This window comes from Aeromonas oralensis, assembly GCF_049665575.1.
GTDB classification, from domain to species: Bacteria; Pseudomonadota; Gammaproteobacteria; order Enterobacterales; family Aeromonadaceae; genus Aeromonas; species Aeromonas hydrophila.
The window spans coordinates 3352131-3370109 of record NZ_CP187186.1; the positions used below are offsets into that span (position 1 = coordinate 3352131).

General features: G+C 62.6%; 14 protein-coding genes and 1 pseudogene. 10 read left to right on the top strand and 5 right to left on the bottom strand.

Annotated features, from left to right (window positions below):
- Window positions 1-173 precede the first annotated feature (173 nt).
- The 5 genes from metK to gshB all read left to right on the top strand — a co-directional run bounded on the left by metK (window position 174) and on the right by gshB (window position 4551).
- Entirely contained in the window at window positions 174-1325 is a 1152-nt protein-coding gene (metK, locus tag ACPDZI_RS15450) for a methionine adenosyltransferase (protein WP_438833431.1), read from the top strand.
- Between the two features lie 69 nt (window positions 1326-1394).
- Window positions 1395-1928, top strand: a complete 534-nt coding sequence (locus ACPDZI_RS15455) for a SprT family zinc-dependent metalloprotease (RefSeq protein ID WP_438833432.1) — start codon at window positions 1395-1397, stop codon at window positions 1926-1928.
- A 76-nt stretch (window positions 1929-2004) separates the two neighbouring features.
- Window positions 2005-2688 carry an endonuclease gene (locus ACPDZI_RS15460; protein WP_438833433.1) on the top strand — a complete coding sequence of 228 codons (684 nt, stop codon included), beginning with the start codon at window positions 2005-2007 and terminating at the stop codon, window positions 2686-2688.
- Window positions 2689-2751: 63 nt separating this feature from the next.
- Window positions 2752-3483 carry a 16S rRNA (uracil(1498)-N(3))-methyltransferase gene (rsmE, locus tag ACPDZI_RS15465; protein ID WP_438833434.1) on the top strand — a complete coding sequence of 244 codons (732 nt, stop codon included), beginning with the start codon at window positions 2752-2754 and terminating at the stop codon, window positions 3481-3483.
- 114 nt (window positions 3484-3597) lie between these two features.
- Entirely contained in the window at window positions 3598-4551 is a 954-nt protein-coding gene (gshB, locus tag ACPDZI_RS15470; protein ID WP_408798320.1) for a glutathione synthase, read from the top strand.
- A gap of 109 nt (window positions 4552-4660) precedes the next feature.
- On the opposite strand, the gene ACPDZI_RS15475 is transcribed toward gshB, so the two are convergent.
- Window positions 4661-6286, bottom strand: a complete 1626-nt coding sequence (locus ACPDZI_RS15475; protein ID WP_438833435.1) for a methyl-accepting chemotaxis protein — start codon at window positions 6284-6286, stop codon at window positions 4661-4663.
- A 118-nt stretch (window positions 6287-6404) separates the two neighbouring features.
- On the opposite strand from ACPDZI_RS15475, the gene ACPDZI_RS15480 reads away from it, so the two are divergent.
- Entirely contained in the window at window positions 6405-6959 is a 555-nt protein-coding gene (locus ACPDZI_RS15480) for a YqgE/AlgH family protein (RefSeq protein ID WP_016351591.1), read from the top strand.
- Window positions 6960-7005: 46 nt separating this feature from the next.
- On the top strand, window positions 7006-7428 hold the full coding sequence (gene ruvX / locus ACPDZI_RS15485; RefSeq protein WP_016351592.1) for a Holliday junction resolvase RuvX: 423 nt from the start codon (window positions 7006-7008) through the stop codon (window positions 7426-7428).
- Window positions 7429-7474: 46 nt separating this feature from the next.
- Here the strand turns inward: ruvX and dtpB are convergent, their stop codons facing one another.
- Together dtpB and ampC are read right to left on the bottom strand one after the other, a co-directional pair.
- A complete protein-coding gene (dtpB, locus tag ACPDZI_RS15490; protein ID WP_011706918.1) occupies window positions 7475-8980 on the bottom strand; it encodes a dipeptide/tripeptide permease DtpB in 1506 nt (501 codons plus the stop codon).
- A 515-nt stretch (window positions 8981-9495) separates the two neighbouring features.
- Window positions 9496-10642 (bottom strand): annotated as a pseudogene (gene ampC / locus ACPDZI_RS15495) (FOX/MOX family class C beta-lactamase).
- Between the two features lie 190 nt (window positions 10643-10832).
- Here ampC and ACPDZI_RS15500 point away from each other — a divergent pair.
- Genes ACPDZI_RS15500 through ACPDZI_RS15510 form a run of 3 tightly spaced genes read left to right on the top strand, consistent with a single transcriptional unit; the run spans window position 10833 to window position 14699 of the window.
- Window positions 10833-11753, top strand: a complete 921-nt coding sequence (locus tag ACPDZI_RS15500; protein ID WP_438833436.1) for an AAA family ATPase — start codon at window positions 10833-10835, stop codon at window positions 11751-11753.
- Entirely contained in the window at window positions 11753-12739 is a 987-nt protein-coding gene (locus ACPDZI_RS15505; RefSeq protein ID WP_438833437.1) for a DUF58 domain-containing protein, read from the top strand. The genes ACPDZI_RS15500 and ACPDZI_RS15505 overlap by 1 nt, the downstream gene beginning before the upstream one ends.
- On the top strand, window positions 12726-14699 hold the full coding sequence (locus ACPDZI_RS15510; RefSeq protein WP_438833438.1) for a transglutaminaseTgpA domain-containing protein: 1974 nt from the start codon (window positions 12726-12728) through the stop codon (window positions 14697-14699). Before ACPDZI_RS15505 ends, ACPDZI_RS15510 begins: the two co-directional genes overlap by 14 nt.
- Before the next feature lie 30 nt (window positions 14700-14729).
- Here the strand turns inward: ACPDZI_RS15510 and ACPDZI_RS15515 are convergent, their stop codons facing one another.
- Window positions 14730-15692 carry an IS1595 family transposase gene (locus ACPDZI_RS15515; RefSeq protein ID WP_331412788.1) on the bottom strand — a complete coding sequence of 321 codons (963 nt, stop codon included), beginning with the start codon at window positions 15690-15692 and terminating at the stop codon, window positions 14730-14732.
- 123 nt (window positions 15693-15815) lie between these two features.
- Complete coding sequence (locus ACPDZI_RS15520; RefSeq protein WP_041218405.1) at window positions 15816-17258, bottom strand: alanine/glycine:cation symporter family protein; 1443 nt, start codon at window positions 17256-17258, stop codon at window positions 15816-15818.
- Between the last annotated feature and the right edge of the window lie 721 nt (window positions 17259-17979).

Genomic DNA, 17979 nt, shown 5'->3' on the forward strand with positions numbered 1-17979 from the left:
TGGGGTAAAGCGCGGATCTTGTTCGGCCAGGGGGCGGTAAAACCAAAATAGTGCTGGCAATCGAGGGAGGCGCTAACTAAAATGGACGTCCAGATGTAGATACCTCTACAATCATCCTATCATCACCCGGTTATTGCTGCGGCGATAACCCCAGACAAGCTGAGAATCCCATCATGGCAAAGCTGTTTACTTCCGAGTCGGTCTCCGAAGGCCATCCCGACAAGATTGCGGACCAGATCTCCGATGCGGTCCTGGACGCCATCCTCAAGCAAGACACCAAGGCCCGTGTCGCCTGTGAGACCCTGGTCAAGACCGGCATGGTCATGGTGGCCGGTGAAGTAACCACCACCGCCTGGGTAGACATCGAGCAGATCGTGCGCGACACCGTGCGCGACATCGGCTACACCCACTCCGACATGGGCTTCGATGCTGACTCCTGCGCCGTGCTGAATGCCATCGGCAAGCAGTCCCCGGACATCAACCAGGGCGTTGACCGCAGCGATCCGCTGGAACAGGGCGCGGGCGACCAGGGCCTGATGTTCGGCTACGCCACCAACGAAACCGACGTGCTGATGCCGGCCCCCATCACCTACTCTCACCTGCTGGTGAAGCGTCAGGCTGAAGTGCGCAAGAACGGCACCCTGCCGTGGCTGCGTCCGGATGCCAAGAGCCAGCTGACCTTCGCCTACGACGACGCCGGCAAGATCATCGGTGTGGATGCCGTAGTGCTCTCTACCCAGCACGCCGAATCCATCAGCCACAAGGATCTGGTTGAAGCGGTACGCGAAGAGATCATCAAGCCGGTGCTGCCGGCCGAGTGGGTCAACAAGGACACCAAATACTTCATCAACCCGACCGGCCGTTTCGTTATCGGCGGCCCGATGGGTGACTGCGGTCTGACCGGTCGCAAAATCATCGTCGACACCTACGGCGGCATGGCCCGTCACGGTGGTGGCGCCTTCTCCGGTAAGGATCCGTCCAAGGTTGACCGCTCCGCTGCCTACGCCGCCCGCTACGTTGCCAAAAACATCGTTGCCGCCGGTCTGGCCGATCGCTGTGAAATCCAGATCTCCTACGCCATCGGCGTGGCCGAGCCGACCTCCATCAGCGTCGAAACCTTCGGCACTGCCAAGGTGACCGAGGATCTGCTGGTCAAGCTGGTACGCGAGCACTTCGAACTGCGTCCGTACGGCCTGATCCAGATGCTGGATCTGAAGCGCCCGATCTACCAGGCCACTGCCGCCTATGGTCACTTCGGTCGCAACGAGTTCCCGTGGGAACAGACCGACAAGGCCGAACTGCTGCGTTCCGCCGCCGGTCTGTAAGCGTCACGCTTGTGGTATAAAGGGGAGCCTGGCTCCCCTTTTGCTTGTCCGCCATTTGCCGAGAACCCGATGTCCGTCACCGCTACCCGCCTCGATCCCGCCCTGCACGCGCAGTTGCACGCCCGCGTCGACGCCTGTTTTGTGCAGGCCGAAGCGCGCCTTGGCCGCCCCTTTCCCCGCCCGCAAGTCCATTGCAACATGCGCGGTCGGGCGGCGGGATCGGCACGGCTGCAAACCTGGGAGCTGCGCTTCAACCCCGCCCTCTACCAGGCCAACCAGCAGGCGTTTCTGGCCGAGGTGGTGCCCCACGAGGTGGCCCACCTGCTGGTCTATGCCCTGTGGGGTGAAGGGCGTGGCAGATCGCGGGTGCTGCCCCACGGCCGCCAGTGGCAATCGGTGATGCGGGCGGTGTTCGGCCTTGAGCCCAGAACCACCCACAGCTTCGATCTGGCGGTACTGGCGCAGCCGACCATCCCCTATCGCTGCCTCTGCCAGCAGCATCAGCTGTCGGTGCGCCGCCACAACAAGGTGGTGCGCGGCGAGGCTCGCTACCACTGCCGCCGCTGCAAGCAGCCGCTGGAACGGGTTGGCTCGTCGCAGTAAGCCAGCCGGTGTCGCGTCCCTGTGCTAGGGTGCCTCTCTGCTTTTTCCGCCAACCATCTCATTGCCAAGGATCACCATGTTTCGTCCCCTGCTCTCTCTCGCCCTGACCCTGCTGGTCAGTCTGCCCCTGCATGCCCAGACTTTTCGCGCCGCCAAACAGGATCTGAACCGCCTCTATCAGGATCACCCGGTCACCTTCTACTGCGGCTGCAAGATTGACTATCAGGGCAAGAAAATGAGCCCTGATCTGGCCAGCTGCGGCTATGAGCCGCGCAAGCAGCCCAAGCGCGCCGCCCGCATCGAGTGGGAGCACGTGGTGCCGGCCTGGGAGTTCGGCCACCAGCTGCAGTGCTGGCAGCAGGGCGGTCGCAAGAATTGCGGCAAGAGCGACGAGTTCAACCAGATGGAGGGGGACATGCACAACCTCTTCCCCGCCATCGGCGAGGTGAACGGCGATCGGGCCAACTTCCGCTTCTCCGACTGGAACGGCACCCCGGATCAGTACGGCCAGTGCCGGATGCTGGTGGACTTCAAAAATCGCCAGGTACAGCCGCCCAAGGGGCTGGTACGGGGCCAGATTGCCCGCGCCTACCTCTACATAAGCCAGCAGTATGGGCTGCGTCTGGCAGCGCAACAGCGTAAACTGTTTGAAGCTTGGGATCGCCAGTACCCGGCAGAGGGCTGGGAGTGCGAGCGCAACCGCCGCATCGGCAAGCTGCAGGGCAATACCAACCCCTTTATTGAAAAGCAGTGCCGATAACCCCATCTATGGACACAAGGGATTTAAAATCCCTCTTCTTGAACCAGAGACTGACACTGAGCCATGCGCATTCCACGTATCTATGAACCGGCCGCCCTGCAGGTGGGCCAGACTCTCGCCCTGTCGGAAGACGGTGCCAACCACATCGGCCGGGTGCTGCGCATGCAGCCGGGTCAGCAGCTCGAGCTGTTCAACGGCGACGGCAACCAGTACCCCGCTACCATCGCCAATGTGGGCAAGAAGTCGGTGGAAGTGACCATCGACCGCTGCGACACCCGCTCGGTGGAGTCGCCGCTGGCCATCCACCTCGGTCAGGTGATCAGCCGTGGCGACAAGATGGACTTCACCATCCAGAAATCGGTGGAGCTGGGCGTCACCTGCATCACCCCGCTCTTCTCCGAACGCTGCGGCGTCAAGCTGCCGGCCGATCGACTGGAGAAGAAGCGCGAGCAGTGGCAGAAGGTGGTGATCAGCGCCTGCGAACAGTGCGGCCGCAACGTGGTGCCCGAAGTGCGTATGCCGATGGAGCTGGATGCCTGGCTGGCGGAAGAGACCAAAGAGCTCAAGCTCAACCTGCACCCGCGTGCCGAGTACAGCATCAACACCCTGCCCGTTCCCGAGCATGGCGTGCGCCTGCTGATTGGCCCGGAAGGGGGATTGTCGAGCGACGAGATCGCCCGTACCGTGCAGGAAGATTTCAAAGAGATGCTGCTGGGGCCGCGGGTGCTGCGCACCGAAACCGCCGCCCTGACTGCGATCACTGCGCTGCAGTGCCGCTTTGGCGATCTCGCTTGATACCATAGGCCGCATCGATCAGCCCCATGGCAACCTCGATGCAGCCGCAAGCGGCCGATTACGCTGCGCTAATCGACCCTACAACCCTATCGAGCCATTAAGAAGGAACAGCGGATGACCATTAAACTCGGCATCGTGATGGACCCCATCTCGGCCATTAACATCAAAAAAGATTCCAGCTTTGCCATGCTCGAAGAGGCGCAAAAGCGCGGCTATGAGCTCTTCTATCTGGAGATGAAGGATCTCTACATGGAAGCCGGTCGCGCCTTTGGCACCATGCGCCCGCTCACTGTCAAATATGACTATGCCGACTGGTACACCCTGGGCGAGGTGGTGGATCAGCCCCTCTCCAACCTCGATGTGATCCTGATGCGCAAGGATCCGCCGTTCGACACCGAATTTATCTACGCCACCTACATGCTGGAACGGGCCGAGGATGAGGGTTGCCTTATCGTCAACAAGCCCCAGAGCCTGCGCGACGCCAACGAGAAGCTCTACACCGCCTGGTTTGCCGAGCACACCCCGACCACGCTGGTGACCCGCCGAGCCGACAAGCTGCGCGCCTTCCACGCGAAGCACAAGGACGTCATCCTCAAGCCGCTGGACGGCATGGGCGGCGCCTCCATCTTCCGCATGAAGGAGGATGACGCCAACGTCGGCGTCATCATCGAGACATTAACCTCTCACGGCAGTCAGTACTGCATGGCGCAGACCTATCTGCCCGCCATCAAGGATGGCGACAAGCGGGTGCTGGTGGTGGACGGTGAGCCGGTACCCTACTGTCTGGCCCGTATCCCGGCGCAAGGGGAGACCCGCGGCAACCTGGCGGCCGGCGGCCGTGGCGAGGCGCGTCCATTGAGCGAAGCGGACTGGGCCATCGCCCGCGCGGTGGGTCCGACGCTGAAAGAGAAGGGTCTCATCTTCGTCGGTCTCGACATCATCGGCGATCGGCTGACCGAGATTAACGTCACCAGCCCGACCTGCATCCGAGAGATTGAAGCGGCCTTCGACGTGCACATCACCGGCATGCTGATGGATGCCATCGAGCGTCGGCTGGCCAAGGCTTAAGCTGCCTCAGCCACGACCACAGGCGATAAACAACAGAGGCGGCCCCGGGGCCGCCTCTTTTCTATCCTGTTTTTTCCATCCTGACTTTGCTCTTTCCTGCCTCTCCCCATCAGCAGCGGAACTGCCCCACCTTTACCTTGAGTTCGCTTGATAGCTGTTCCAACTCGTGGCAACTCTGGTTCAACTGGGAGGCAGCCTCTGTCGACTCGCTGGCGATGTGGGCGATATTGACCACATTGCGGCTGATGTCCTCGGCCACCTTGCTCTGCTCCTCCGCCGCCGTGGCGATGTGGGTATTCATCTCGTTGATCACGTTGACCGAGCTGACTATCTCGCCGAGCGCCTGACCACAGGCCAGCACGGTGCGGTTGGACTGCTCCACCTGATCCAGTCCCAGCTCCATGCTGGACGCCGCCTGAGTAGCCCCCTGCTGCAACTTGACGATGGTCTTGCCGATCTCCTCGGTGGAGCGCTGGGTACGCTGGGCCAGGGTGCGTACCTCGTCGGCCACCACCGCAAACCCCCGCCCCTGATCACCGGCCCGCGCCGCCTCGATGGCGGCGTTGAGCGCCAGCAGGTTGGTCTGCTCGGCGATGCCGCGAATGGCATCCATCACGCTGCTGATATTGCGGCTGTCATCGGCCAGCTGGGTGATCATGGCAGCGGTGTTCTGGATCTGGGACGACAGCCCCGACATGCACTGGATGGCGTCCGCCACTATCTGGTGACCGTGACGGGCACTCCCGTCGGCATGGCGCGCCGCATCGACAGCATTGTTGGAGCTGTTGGCCACTTCCGCCACGGTCGCGCTCATCTGGTTCATGGCCGTCGCGGTCTGATCGGTCTCGGCCTGCTGCTGGGCGAAGCGCTGGCGGCTCTCGACACCGATATGGGCCAGCTGGGCCGACTCCCTGGCGAGCTGCTCCGCCATGCCATTGATCTGGGTGATGAGTTCGCGAAAATGGCATATCACGTCGTTGAGGGAGTGGGCCAGCCCGCCCATCTCGTCCTTGCGCAGCACAGGTGCCAGCTTGCTCAGATCGAGATCCCGCTGCATGCCGCGCAAGATCCCGCCCATGGCAGCCAGGGGCTGGCTGACGCTGCGCCCGGCCCACACCCCGAAGAACAGAATGCAGGCGCCGCCGACCACCAGCAGCAAGATAAACAGCCGATTGAGCTGCACCCTGAGCCCGTTGAGCTCGGTCATGTTCTTCTCGGCCTCCTTCAGCTGGTACTCCACCAGGGCGCTGATCCCGTCGCTGACCGGGTCTATCACCCGATAGAGCGGCATGATATGAGCGGCCAGCTGACCCTGATTACTCCCCTGCATGTCGGCCAAGATCTGCATCACCGCCTCAATCTCCCGGTCTGCCGCCGCAAACAGCCCCTGCATCTGGTCGGCTTCCCGCTGCTCCGCCTGGCTCATCGGCTGGCTGCGGTAGCCCTGCCAGATGCGCTTGATCTCCTGCTGGGCGGCATTCATGTCCGCGCGCGATCTGGCGGGGTCAAAGCCCCCCACATTGGCCTTGTTGGCCGCATCGATCACCTTGACCGCGTAGAGATCGGCAATCTGCTTGAGCTCCTTGAGCTGCACCACCTCCCCCTGATACATGCTGTTCATGCCGGCCATCAGCTGGGACATCGCCTGGACAGCCCCGATCACCAACAGCACCAGTGCCAGCAGGGGTACCACACAGCCCAGGATCAACTTCTGTCTGATCGAAATACCTTCCATGGTGTTATCTCCATCCTGACTCTGGCGGGGAACCGGCCCGCAAGCGGTAAAAAGCGGTTTTGCCCGCCTCGGTGAACTGCCATAATTGACCCAAATACCTTTGCAATATTTGGCCCATATGCAAACACTGCAAAATCACTTCCTGCTCGCCATGCCGAGCCTCTCCGATCCCTATTTCGAGCGTTCGCTGGTCTACCTGTGCGAACACAGCGAAGAGGGCGCCATGGGGCTGGTGGTCAACATCCCGGTGGACATGTCGCTGGATGCCATGCTGACCCAGCTCAAACTGGCGCCGCCCCCCAGCCCCGAGCTCAAGCAGCCGGTGTTGCAGGGAGGGCCGGTGCACGCCGACCGCGGTTTCGTGCTACACAGCTTCCGACCCGGCTTCAACTCCACCCTGCAGGTGGGGGATGAACTCATGGTCACCACTTCCAAGGATATATTGGAAACCCTCGGCACCGAGGAGGCCCCCGCCCACTGGCTGGTGGCGCTCGGGTATGCCGGCTGGAGCGCCGGTCAGCTGGAGCAGGAGCTGGTCGACGGTGCCTGGCTGGTCATACCGCCCAATCCGGATCTGGTGTTCAAGACCCCGATCCATCAGCGCTGGCAGCAGGCCGCCGCCAGCATAGGGGTCAACCCCATCCATCTATCCAGCGACATCGGCCACAGCTGATGCCGTTTGCCACGCATTTCGCGAGGCATTTTGAGGAATCAATGCAATGTCATCACGCAGTATCATGGGCTTTGACTACGGCACCAAAAGCATAGGGGTGGCTATCGGTCAGGAGCTTACCGGCACGGCCCAGCCCCTGCGCGCCATCAAGGCCAACGACGGCATCCCCAACTGGGACGACATCGACAAGCTGCTCAAGGAGTGGCAACCGGATCTGCTGGTTGTCGGCCTGCCACTCAACATGGACGGCACCGAGCAGGAGATCACGGTACGGGCCCGCAAATTCGGCAACCGGCTGCACGGCCGCTTCGGCAAGCAGGTGGAGTTCAAGGACGAGCGGCTCACCACCACGGATGCGCGGGCGCGTCTGTTCGAGCGGGGAGGTTATCGGGCGCTGGAGAAAGGCAGCGTGGACGGGGTCTCCGCCCAGCTGATCCTGGAAGCCTGGATGGAAGAGCAGTACAGTTGACAGCCGGGGGAGAGGCAGGTCAATCCTGCCCCTCCCCATGCCTGCATCAGGCCTTGGCCTGTTGCGAGAGCAAATCCTCCCCTTCTTCACCCTGACCGGCATGCATCATGCGGTTGAGCCAGGGCACCATCAGCGCCATTACCACCGCCACCAGCAGCGTCACCAGCCCAATCTTGCCAAATACGTCCGTGTAGATGGGCAGGGTCTGCAGCGGATCGGTCACCCCTTGCGGCACGGCGGTAAAGGTCGCCACATAGCCCCCCAGCAAAGAGGCCATCGCCTGGGTCAGGAACCACATCCCCAGGATAAAACCCATCAGCCGCTGCGGCACCAATGCCGCCACCATCGCCAGCCCCAGGGCGCTGATCATCAGCTCTCCCAGACTCTGGAACAGATAAATGAGCACCATGAACCAGGGTGAGGTGAGCCCCTGTGCATCGGCAAACCAGATGCCGGACGCCGCCGCGGTGAGAAAGCCGAGGGAGCAGAACAGCATGCCCAGAGTGAACTTGAGGGGCATGGTGAGATCGCGCCCCTTGCTGCCCAGCCGGGTATAGATCATCGCCAGCACCGGGCTGCCTACCACCACCCAGAAGGGGTTGAGCGCCTGGAAGCTGATGGGGTTGACGCTCATCCCCAGCATCTCGTGATGCATGTTGTTGATGGCAAAGAAGTTGAGCGAGGTCGGCATCTGGGCGTAGAGCACGTAGAACACCACGGCTTCCAACATCAGCACGAAGGCCACGTACATCTTGTTGCGAGCCACCGCATCGAGCTTGAAGGCCTCACGAAAGAAGAAGATCACCACGGCCAGGGTCACCGTCATCAGCACCATGTTGGCGATCACCACGTGGTGCATCAGCCAGGCGCAGAAGAAGACCAGCGCCACCGACCCCAGCAAGACCAGCAGCAGCTTGCCGTAATCGAGCGGCAGATGGTCGGGCTCGGAGCCGATGTCCCTGACCATGTGACGGCAGGCGAAGAAGGTCAGCAGCGCGATGACCAGACCCACCCCGCACAGGTTGTAGGTCACCGTATAGCCGTAGTGATCGGCGATGACCGGCGCCAGCGACAGCGAGATGAGCGAGCCGATGTTGATCGACATGTAGAACAGGGTGAAGGCCCCATCCAGCCGGGGATCGCCACGCTCATAGCACTTGGCGAGCAGGCTGGCGGGGTTGGCCTTGAACAGGCAGTTGCCGACGGCGATGGTGCCCAGTGCATAGAAGATGAGGTCGGGATTGTAGATGGACATGCCGGTCATGAAATAGCCGATGACCAGCACGATGGCCCCCAGCACCATGGTGCGCTTGGTGCCCAGCACATGGTCGCCCACATAGCCGCCCACCGAGATGAGGCCATATACCAGTGCCGAGAAGGCACCGAAGGTGATGAATGACTGCTCCTGTGAAAATCCCAGTTGCTGGACGAAGAACACCGCCAGGATCCCCTGGACGCCGTAATAACCGAAACGCTCCCAGAGTTCGACGAAGAAGATCATGAAAAAGGGTTTGGGCTGTTGCAACAACCCGGTCGGGGCCGATGGACGCATGCTAACCTACCTGTCTTGGTGTTTTTTATTGGTGTGATATGGGGCCGCCGCACGGATAAGTGTGCACGGGCACCTCTGTCTGTGGTGATCACCACTGTGCTCGCAGCGGTGGATGGTCAGCTGGCAGGGCTGGGAATAAGCCGGATGGCTCCTGACACGATAAGGTGGGGGATCGGGCGACTTCATGCCCGGCACAATATTCCGCAGGCGTTTGACAACGGGCTGGCAGCCGTTTGCACCCGTCATCGCACACCGGATACTCTCGCGACAATTGCAAAAGCCGAAAAATCGACAGATGGCATGATAAGACACTGCCATTAACGCAAACCAATAGCCGATCACACTTCACTTGTTGCAACAGGTGAAGTTTTCTAATGAAACCACATTAGTTTTATTGGTGCAAACGGATCTGTTTTTCCCGCTGCCAACCCTCTATGCATAAAAAAACGCCGGACTGGCCGGCGTTTTTCAATATGGTGTTGGCGACCCGTGGGCCGTCCGCCAAGTGTGGCGGATCAGGGGGCCAGCTGGCTCAAAATGGCATGGGCCGCGCTGATCCTGGCCTCGTTGGGGTAGTTGCGGTTGGCCAGCATGACGATGCCGATCCCTTTGGCAGGCACGAAGGCCACATAGGCACCAAAGCCGTTGGTCGAGCCGGTCTTGTTGTAGAGTCGCGCCCCCCCGTCTCTTGGGACGCGGCAACAGGTTTGACCGGGTTGGCATTGTAAATCACCGCCGAGGAGTTGCCCGCCAGCAGCGTCTGCTCGCTGACGGGATAGGCGTAACTCTCCCAGCCCAGCCCCTGGGTCATCTCGCCGACCGAGTAGCGCCCTTGATGGGTCAGGGAGATGGCCTGCTGCAACGCCTTGTCATCAACCCCGCTGATATTGGCCTTCACGAAGGCGAGCAGATCCGCCGAGCTGGTCTTGATGCCGTAGGCCTCGTCGGCCAGCATGCCGGGATTGACCCTGATAGGCTTGTCCTCTTTCGAATAGCCATAGGCATAACTCGCCATGGCCTGCTTCGGCACCTCGAGATAGGTGTGATGCACGCCGAGCCCGGGCAGCAGGGTCTGCGCCATCAACTGGGCAAACGGCTGCTGCAGGCTGCTCGCCGCCAGATAGCCGAACAGACCGATACTGGGGTTGGAGTACTGGCGATGGCTGCCCGGCTGATAGGCCGGCGTCCACTGGCGATAGTAAGCCTGCATCTGCTCGACCGATTCCACCTCGTCGGGGAATTGCAGCGGCAGCCCGCCGGCGCTGTAGGTGGCGAGCTCGGCCATGGTAACGCCATCAAAGGCGGAGCCCTTGAGCCAGGGCGCGTGCCGGCTCACCTTGTCCTCCAGCCCAATCCCCCCTTGACCACGGCGTAGGCCCCGAGGGTGGCGGTATAGGTCTTGCTGACCGAGCCAATCTCGAACAGAGTCTGCTCGCTGACCTTCTTCCCGGCCGCCATATCGGCCAGCCCGTAGTTGAAGTAGTGGGCCTGTCCCCCCTTCAGCACGGCGACCGCCATGCCCGGGATCCTGTGCTGCTTGAGCATGGGGCGGATGGCGTCATCCACCACAGCGTTCAGCGGATCGACGGGGGCCGCCAGGGAGAGCGGGGCAAGCAGCAGGGTGCCGAGGGCCAGCAGTGGCAGGGATCTGGTCTGTTTCATGGCAAAAATCTCAGTATGTTCAGGAGCTGTCAGCCTACCCGGCCTGCGTGTGCCGAGTATGAGCCTAGGTGAAGTCAGTGTGAAGTCGCCAGCCAAATCATCCAGATTCAATGAGTTATCCATGACTTGCCCCTCTTGCCCAGCAACGGGCGTATAAGCTGTAGAAGCGGCATCACACAGGGAGGCGCACGTGCAGACACAACCACAGATAACCCGGCTGCTGACGGCATTGGAGCTGGTGATCCTCGGCAAGCCGTTGCAGCTCAAGATAGCGCTGGTGACCCTGCTGGCCCGCGGCCACCTGCTGATCGAGGATCTGCCCGGCATGGGCAAGACCACCCTGGCCCATGCCCTGGCGCAGGTGCTGGGGCTCGACTGCCGGCGGGTGCAGTTCACCGCCGATCTGCTGCCGGCCGACCTGCTGGGGCTGCAGATCTTTGATCCCCACCAGCAGCAGTTTCGCTTTCATCCGGGCCCCGTCTTCGCCCAGGTACTGCTGGCGGACGAGATCAACCGCGCCAGCCCCAAGGTGCAGAGCGCCCTGCTGGAGGCCATGGCAGAGGGCAAGGTCAGCATAGAGGGAGAGAGCCACCCGCTGCCCTCCCCCTTCTTCGTCATCGCCACCCAGAACCCGGCGGATCAAGCGGGCACCTATCCCCTGCCGGAATCCCAGCTCGATCGCTTCGCGGTACGCCTCTCCCTCGGTTTTCCCACGCAAGAAGCAGAGCGTCGACTGCTGCGCGGGGCCAGCCAGAGCGCGCCCCTCGAGCGGCAGCTGAGCGCCGCCGAGCTGGCCACTCTGCAGGCCGAGGCGGCGCAGATCCACCTCTCCGATGCCAGCCTCGACTACCTGCTGGCGCTGGTGCAGCAGAGCCGCTTCGACGCCGACCTGCCGCAACCGCTCTCGCCCCGCGCCGCCCAGACCCTGCTGGCGGTGAGCCGGGCCTGGGCGCTGGTGGCGGGCCGCCGCTTCGTCAGCGTGGAGGATGTGCAGGCGGTCTTCCCCTACGTGGCCGAGCACAGGCTCAGGGGCAGCTTTGGGGTGCAGCGCGGCGAAGCCTGCCCGCTGAGCCAGCGCCTGCTGGCCCGGGTCGATCCGGATCGCCCCTGATGAACTGGCGCCAGCGCAGGGCCAGGTGGCAACAAGGCTGGCTGGCCCGGCGCATCCCGCCGGCCCGCCAGATCACCCTGCAGGGGCGCTGCCTGTTCATCCTGCCCACCCGGCTCGGCCTCTGGTATCTGCTGGTGATGCTGGCCATCTATCTGCTCGGCACCAACTACCAGAACAACCTGGTGTTGCTGGTGGCCTACGGCCTCGGCAGCCTGTTCATGGTCACCATGTGGCTCACCCACCGCAACCTGCTGGGGCTGTCTCTGCTGGGGGGGCCTGCCGTGCTGGGAGAGGCGGGCAGCCCCCTGCCCATGCCCATCACGGTGCGCAGCGAACGGCCGCTGCAGGCTCTGCAATTTTCCCTCAATGAAGGGCGGCTTTGGCTGGCGCAGGTGGATGCGGTGCCCCAACCCCTGCTCCTGCCGGTGCTGGGCCCCCGGCGCGGACGCCTGCCGCTGGAGAGGCTGCGGGTGGAGAGCCGCTACCCCCTCGGCCTGTTTCGCTGCTGGTCGCTGCTGGACCTGCAACTGGAGGGCTGGCTCGCCCCGGCCCCCGAGTATGGCCCCCTGTGCGGGGAGGCAACGGCCGATGCGGCGGGCAGCCGGGGGCTGCCCACCCCGGCCTCGATGGGGGATTTCGACATGCTGCGGGCCCACCAGAGCGGGGAGCCGCTGAGCCGGGTCGCCTGGAAGCAGCTCGCCCAGGGACGCGGCCTGCTGGTGAAGCAGTTCTGCGAGCCGAGGCAGGATGATACCCACCTCAACCTGCAGCGGGTCGGCGGCCGGGATCTGGAGCAGCGGCTGGCGGTGCTCGCCTGGTGGTGTGACGACTACACCAAGCGGGGCATTCCCTTCAGCCTGACGCTGGCGGGCCGGACGCTCGGGCCGAACAGCGGCGCCGCCTTTTTGCAGCACTGCCGGCTGGCGCTGGCCCGCGTCGATGCCGTGGCGTCGCAGCAGGAGGTCGACCTCGATGTTGCTAAATAACCGGCGCCTGCTGCCGCTGCTCGCCCTGCTGCAACTGCTGCTGATCCCGGCTCTCTGGCCCCAGCTGCAACTCTGGGTGGTGGCTGTTTCACTGCTTACCCTGGGCGTGCGGGCCATGATGCTGTGGCGGGGCTGGCGTCCGCCGCCTGCCGCCGCGCTGGCACTGCTGGCCATGCTGGGCGTGGCGCTGCTTGGCTGGCAGTGGCGCCAGCTCGGCACCTTGCCGGCCCTCATCAATCTGCTCTGGCTCGGATACGGCCTCAAGCTCATCGAGGTACGGCGAGAGCGGGATGTGGAGCAGGTGCTGCTGCTCGCCTTCTTTCTCGTCGCGCTGGCGCTGGTGCAGCGGCAAAGCATGGGGTGGGCCCTGGCGATGACGGGGGCGCTCTGGCTGGCTGTCACCACCTTGCTGGCGGCAGTGCAGCCCCTCGCCCAGCGGCTGTGGCACCGTGCCGGGCTCATCCTGCTGCTGGCCATCCCCCTGCAGCTCACCCTGTTTCTGCTGCTGCCAAGGCTGGCACCGCTGTGGCAGATGCCGAGCAGCAGCCGGGCCCTCTCCGGCCTCTCGGAGGAGGTGGCCCCCGGCGACATCGGCGAGCTGGTCAACTCCTCCGAGCTGGCCTTTCGCATCACCTTCGCCGCTGCGCCGCCCCAACCCCAGGAGCGCTATTTTCCCGTGATGCGCCAGGAGCTGTTCGATGGCCGGCGCTGGTTGCTCAGCGAGCAGGTGCGCCGCTGGCAACAATCCCAATCCGTGCAGATGCTGCCGGTGGCTAACCCGGCGACGCCGCTGCCGGCCGGCAGCTATCAGGTGATCGCCGAACCCCAGCGCCTGCGCTGGACCCTGGCCCAGGCCAACCCCGAGGTGTTGAATGGCCCTGTCACCTTGAGCCCCCTCGCCACCCTCTATCGCCAGGATCGGGGGGATGGCCGCGTCAGTTACCGGGTCAGCACGGCCGCCATGGCGCCACCAGCCGATGACGCTGCCCGTCACCTCAACCTGCAGTTGCCCGCCGACGGCAACCCCAAGGCCCGGGCCCACGCCCAGGCGCTCAAGGCCCGCCATCCGACGCCAGAGGCGCTGGCAGCCGCCCTGCTGGGCGAGTTTCGCCAGGGCGCCTTCTACTACACCCTGCAGCCGCCGCGGCTGGGACAAGACGGAGTGGATGATTTTCTGTTCGAGAGCCGGCGCGGCTTTTGTGGTCACTACGCCACGGCCACCGCCTTCGTGCTGCGGGCGGCCGGCGTCCCGGCCCGGCTGGTGACCGGCTACCTCGGCGGTGAGTGGAATCCGAGGGGCAACTATCTGGAGGTGCATCAGTTTGATGCCCACGCCTGGGTGGAGTATCTGGATGAGCAGAACCGCTGGCAGCGGCTCGACCCCACCGCCGCGGTGGCTCCTCAGCGCATCGAGGGAGGCATGCCGGCGGCCCTTGGCGGCGAGTTCGCCGCTGCCGACCCGCTCTCCTTGCAGCGCTATCGCAACTGGGCCCTGCTCAACCAGCTGCGCTGGTGGGGGGCCAATCTCGACTACCAATGGACCCGCTGGGTGCTCAACTATGATGCCGCCAGCCTGTGGCAGCAGCTGGGGCAACGCTGGCCGGTGCTGGCCGGCCATACCCACTGGCTGATCCTGGCCGCCCTGCTGGGGGTGGCCAGCCTGGTAGGTGGCCTGCTGATCTGGCGCGGCCCTGCTCCGCTGCCCCTGCGGCTATGGCAGCCTCTGCGCCTGCGCGCCGCGCGCCATGGCTGGCAGCCCTTGGCGGGAGAGAGCCTGGCCAGCTGGTGCGAGCGCCTCGCCGGCCTCAGACCTGCCTTGGCGCGGCCGCTGCAACAGGGGGCCTGGCTCTACCGGCGCTGGCGTTATGCCCCCTTGTCGGCTGCACAGCGCCACCGTACCTTGCGCCAGCTGCGACGACGACTGCGCCAGATCTGTCGGCGCTGGGATGCCCGCCACTGACGGCAGTGCAAACGGTGCCCAAACGAAAGGCTATGTCCCAATTACGTGTTGCATGGGGCGCCCCAGCGCCTCATGCAAGCAACATGAGATATTCACTTCCCGCCCATAGCGCTCCAACATCCTTCGCCAACCCAGATAATTCCTCAGATAGTGGGTCGCGACCCCATGGAACCGTTCCATCCACTCCTTCAATCGCCTGTGGTACCCGTTCACATGTTGGATGTGATATGCACCTACCACTCGCTCTCCCGCACGGTTGTGCACCACTTGGTGGGTCATGCCCTGCGACTTGCTGAAACTGGCATACACCCCAGCGCCATCGCTGCACAGGACGGCATCCGGGGCGATAAGCGGCTCAAGCACCGCCTTAACTGCCCTGGCATTCAGCTGCTCCAACTGGAAGTCAGCCAGGTGACCTGCTCTGTCTTGCACCACCATCACCGGGATGTAATCCGGCCCTGTGCCTCGGGTACAGCCTTTGCCTCCACGATGGCGGGCCGGGCGGGGCAATCCGCGCTGTCCTTTGAACGACGCTAAGAAGAAGGTCTCATCGACCTCGACGATACCCTCTTCCCGTACCGCCTGGTGGCTAGCCATGGCCTTCAGGAAGCGGTGGCGCCATAAAAAGGCGGTGTTTTTACCGACCCCACAGCGGAGCGCCGCCTGCCGGACGGTCAGACCTTCGATGAGGGCCTGAGCATAGTCTTCCCAGCATTGTGGCTTGCGAAGTCGGGCGAGAGGCGTGTTGGTGAGAACGGAACTGGTGCGCAAACACTGCTTGCAGCGATAACGGCGCAGCCCGCGAGACCAGCCCCAGGGAGCCAACTGTGTGGCCTCGGCCTGACAGTGAGGGCAGCATTGGCATGCGGGCAGTTGAGTGGCCAACGAGGTGATGGGGTGAGGGGTGGTGAGTTCATGTTGCGCGAGACGACGCTGACGCAAAGTGAGTAATGGGAAGAGGGACAGTAGGTGTTGAAAGGCTTGGGTATCCATGGTGGAGGCCCTCAAGGTGATGACCTACTTCAAGATTAGCCTTTCAACACATAACTGGGACAGAGCCAAACGAAAGGGGAGCCACTGGCTCCCCTTGTTGTCAGAGAACGGCGACTGCGAGGCTTATGCCTGCTTGCTGTTTTGCGCCGGATTGTCCCAGATCCCCTCTTCCAGCTGGCTGCGGATCTCGGGGTACTTGTTGGCATCGAAGGTGGGCACCTTGCCCAGCTTGAGCTGGTCGTTGTAGTCCCGCGCCAGCTTGATGGCCACCCCGGAGAGCAGCAGAATCGCCACCAGGTTGACGATGGCCATCAGCCCCATGGAGACGTCCGCCATGGCCCACACCGTCGGCAGCTCGCCCACCGAACCGAACATCACCATGCCCAGCACGAACATCCGGAACAGCATCAGGCCGCCCTTGTGGTTGTGCTCGAGGAACACCAGGTTGGTCTCGGCGTAGGAGTAGTTCGCCACGATGGAGGTGAAGGCGAAGAAGAAGATCGCCGCCGCGATGAAAATGTTGCCACCGCCACCGATCTGGGAGGAGAGCGCCCGCTGGGTCAGCTCCACCCCGGTGATGCCGGAGCCCGGTTCAAACTGGCCGGACATCAGGATGATGGCGGCGGTACAGGTACAGATGACGATGGTGTCGAGGAATACCCCCAGCATCTGCACATAACCCTGGGAAGCCGGGTGCGGCGGATAGGGGGTCGCGGTCGCGGCGGCGTTGGGAGCGGAGCCCATACCTGCCTCGTTGGAGAAGAGGCCGCGCTTGATGCCGTTGATCATCGCCTGGGAGATGGCGTAGCCCAGTGCACCGGAGCCGGCCTGCTCAAGACCGAAGGCGGACTTGATGATGAGGCTGAATACCCCCGGCAGCTCGCTGATGTTCATGGCCACCACGAACAGCGCCATCAGAATGTAGGCCAGCGCCATGAAGGGCACGACCAGCTCGGCGAAACGGGCGATGCCGCGAATGCCACCGAAGATGATGAGACCGGAGAGCACCACCAGCGCCAGACCGCTGACCCAGTCGGGGATACCGAAGGCCACGTTCATCGCCAGGCTGATGGAGTTGGCTTGAACCGCGTTGAACACCAGACCGAACGCCAGGATCAGACAGAGCGAGAACAATACACCCATCCAGCGCATGCCGAGACCGCGCTCCATGTAGTAGGCGGGGCCGCCACGGTAGTTGCCATCCTCATCCTTGACCTTGTAGAGCTGGGCCAGGGTGCTCTCGACGAAGGCGGTCGCCATGCCGATGAAAGCGATCAGCCACATCCAGAAGATGGCACCCGGGCCACCCAGATAGATGGCCACCGCCACCCCGGCCAGATTGCCGGTACCCACGCGGGCGGCAAGGCTGGTACAGAGGGCCTGGAAGGAGGAGATGCCGGCGTTGTCTGATTTGCGGCTGTTGCGCAAGACGGAGAACATGTGGCCGAAGTGGCGGATCTGGATAAAACCCAGGCGGAAAGTAAAGAAGATGCCGACGCCGATGAGCAGGTAGATGAGCACGGCTCCCCACATCAGGTCGTTAATCATTGCGATCAAGGTGTCCATATTTCTCTCGTTGTTATCACATCCATGGTCAGTCTGCGCTGACCCCTTGCTGTCTGTTTCTGAATTTGCGGTTCACTAAAGGGGCGGAATCTAGCATAGCGAGGGAGTTCAGAATAGTGATCGGGATCACTGCGGAAACAAAAAACGAGCGATCCAGTGCATTAAAGCTTCATTTAACTCGCAAAATTTCAACAAAACTGAGAATTCAATCAATCAGTCGACAAATTAGACCCAAAAGAGCACTTTTTGGCAATTATCTATATAGAGGTAGAGCAAGCAGAGAAGGGGGCAAACCATTACGCAAGCGTTTACCCATCCGGGCTGTCAAAACCCTCTTGTTTCGCCAAACGTTTTACACGTAATAAAATTTCAAGAGGTTGATCGGACAATTTGTGTGATCGATGCCACAAAACCGATAATCAACCAAAAAAGTTGTTTTTGGCACCCATTAAATTCACTCCGGCAAAAAGGATAAAAGTCGTTTTTTATCAAATACTTTTGACCACTCTTTCCCACTGCGGCCAGGGAGTGGCTGATAAGCATACAGCCCCCCCTATTGCAGGATGAGCCACATCCGTATTAATTAGGCAGGCAATGACGATGGGGCACACCCATCGCGCTTTTCTGAGCCTGAGTCGCCGGGATTTTGTAATTTTATTTCAGAACTGTCGTCTCACGCCCGCCACCCCCGAGCCAGCACCCTTTGCAAGAAGAGTGCGCC

Bases quoted from the DNA above. Each gene is read 5' to 3' on its own strand.
- ruvX (WP_016351592.1), top strand. From the start codon at position 7,006: ATGTCATCACGCAGTATCATGGGCTTTGACTACGGCACCAAAAGCATA.
- gshB (WP_408798320.1), top strand. From the start codon at position 3,598: ATGACCATTAAACTCGGCATCGTGATGGACCCCATCTCGGCCATTAAC.
- ACPDZI_RS15480 (WP_016351591.1), top strand. From the start codon at position 6,405: ATGCAAACACTGCAAAATCACTTCCTGCTCGCCATGCCGAGCCTCTCC.
- ACPDZI_RS15475 (WP_438833435.1), bottom strand. From the start codon at position 6,286: ATGGAAGGTATTTCGATCAGACAGAAGTTGATCCTGGGCTGTGTGGTA.
- metK (WP_438833431.1), top strand. From the start codon at position 174: ATGGCAAAGCTGTTTACTTCCGAGTCGGTCTCCGAAGGCCATCCCGAC.
- ACPDZI_RS15510 (WP_438833438.1), top strand. From the start codon at position 12,726: ATGTTGCTAAATAACCGGCGCCTGCTGCCGCTGCTCGCCCTGCTGCAA.
- ACPDZI_RS15505 (WP_438833437.1), top strand. From the start codon at position 11,753: ATGAACTGGCGCCAGCGCAGGGCCAGGTGGCAACAAGGCTGGCTGGCC.
- ACPDZI_RS15515 (WP_331412788.1), bottom strand. From the start codon at position 15,692: ATGGATACCCAAGCCTTTCAACACCTACTGTCCCTCTTCCCATTACTC.
- rsmE (WP_438833434.1), top strand. From the start codon at position 2,752: ATGCGCATTCCACGTATCTATGAACCGGCCGCCCTGCAGGTGGGCCAG.
- ACPDZI_RS15460 (WP_438833433.1), top strand. From the start codon at position 2,005: ATGTTTCGTCCCCTGCTCTCTCTCGCCCTGACCCTGCTGGTCAGTCTG.
- dtpB (WP_011706918.1), bottom strand. From the start codon at position 8,980: ATGCGTCCATCGGCCCCGACCGGGTTGTTGCAACAGCCCAAACCCTTT.
- ACPDZI_RS15455 (WP_438833432.1), top strand. From the start codon at position 1,395: ATGTCCGTCACCGCTACCCGCCTCGATCCCGCCCTGCACGCGCAGTTG.
- ACPDZI_RS15520 (WP_041218405.1), bottom strand. From the start codon at position 17,258: ATGGACACCTTGATCGCAATGATTAACGACCTGATGTGGGGAGCCGTG.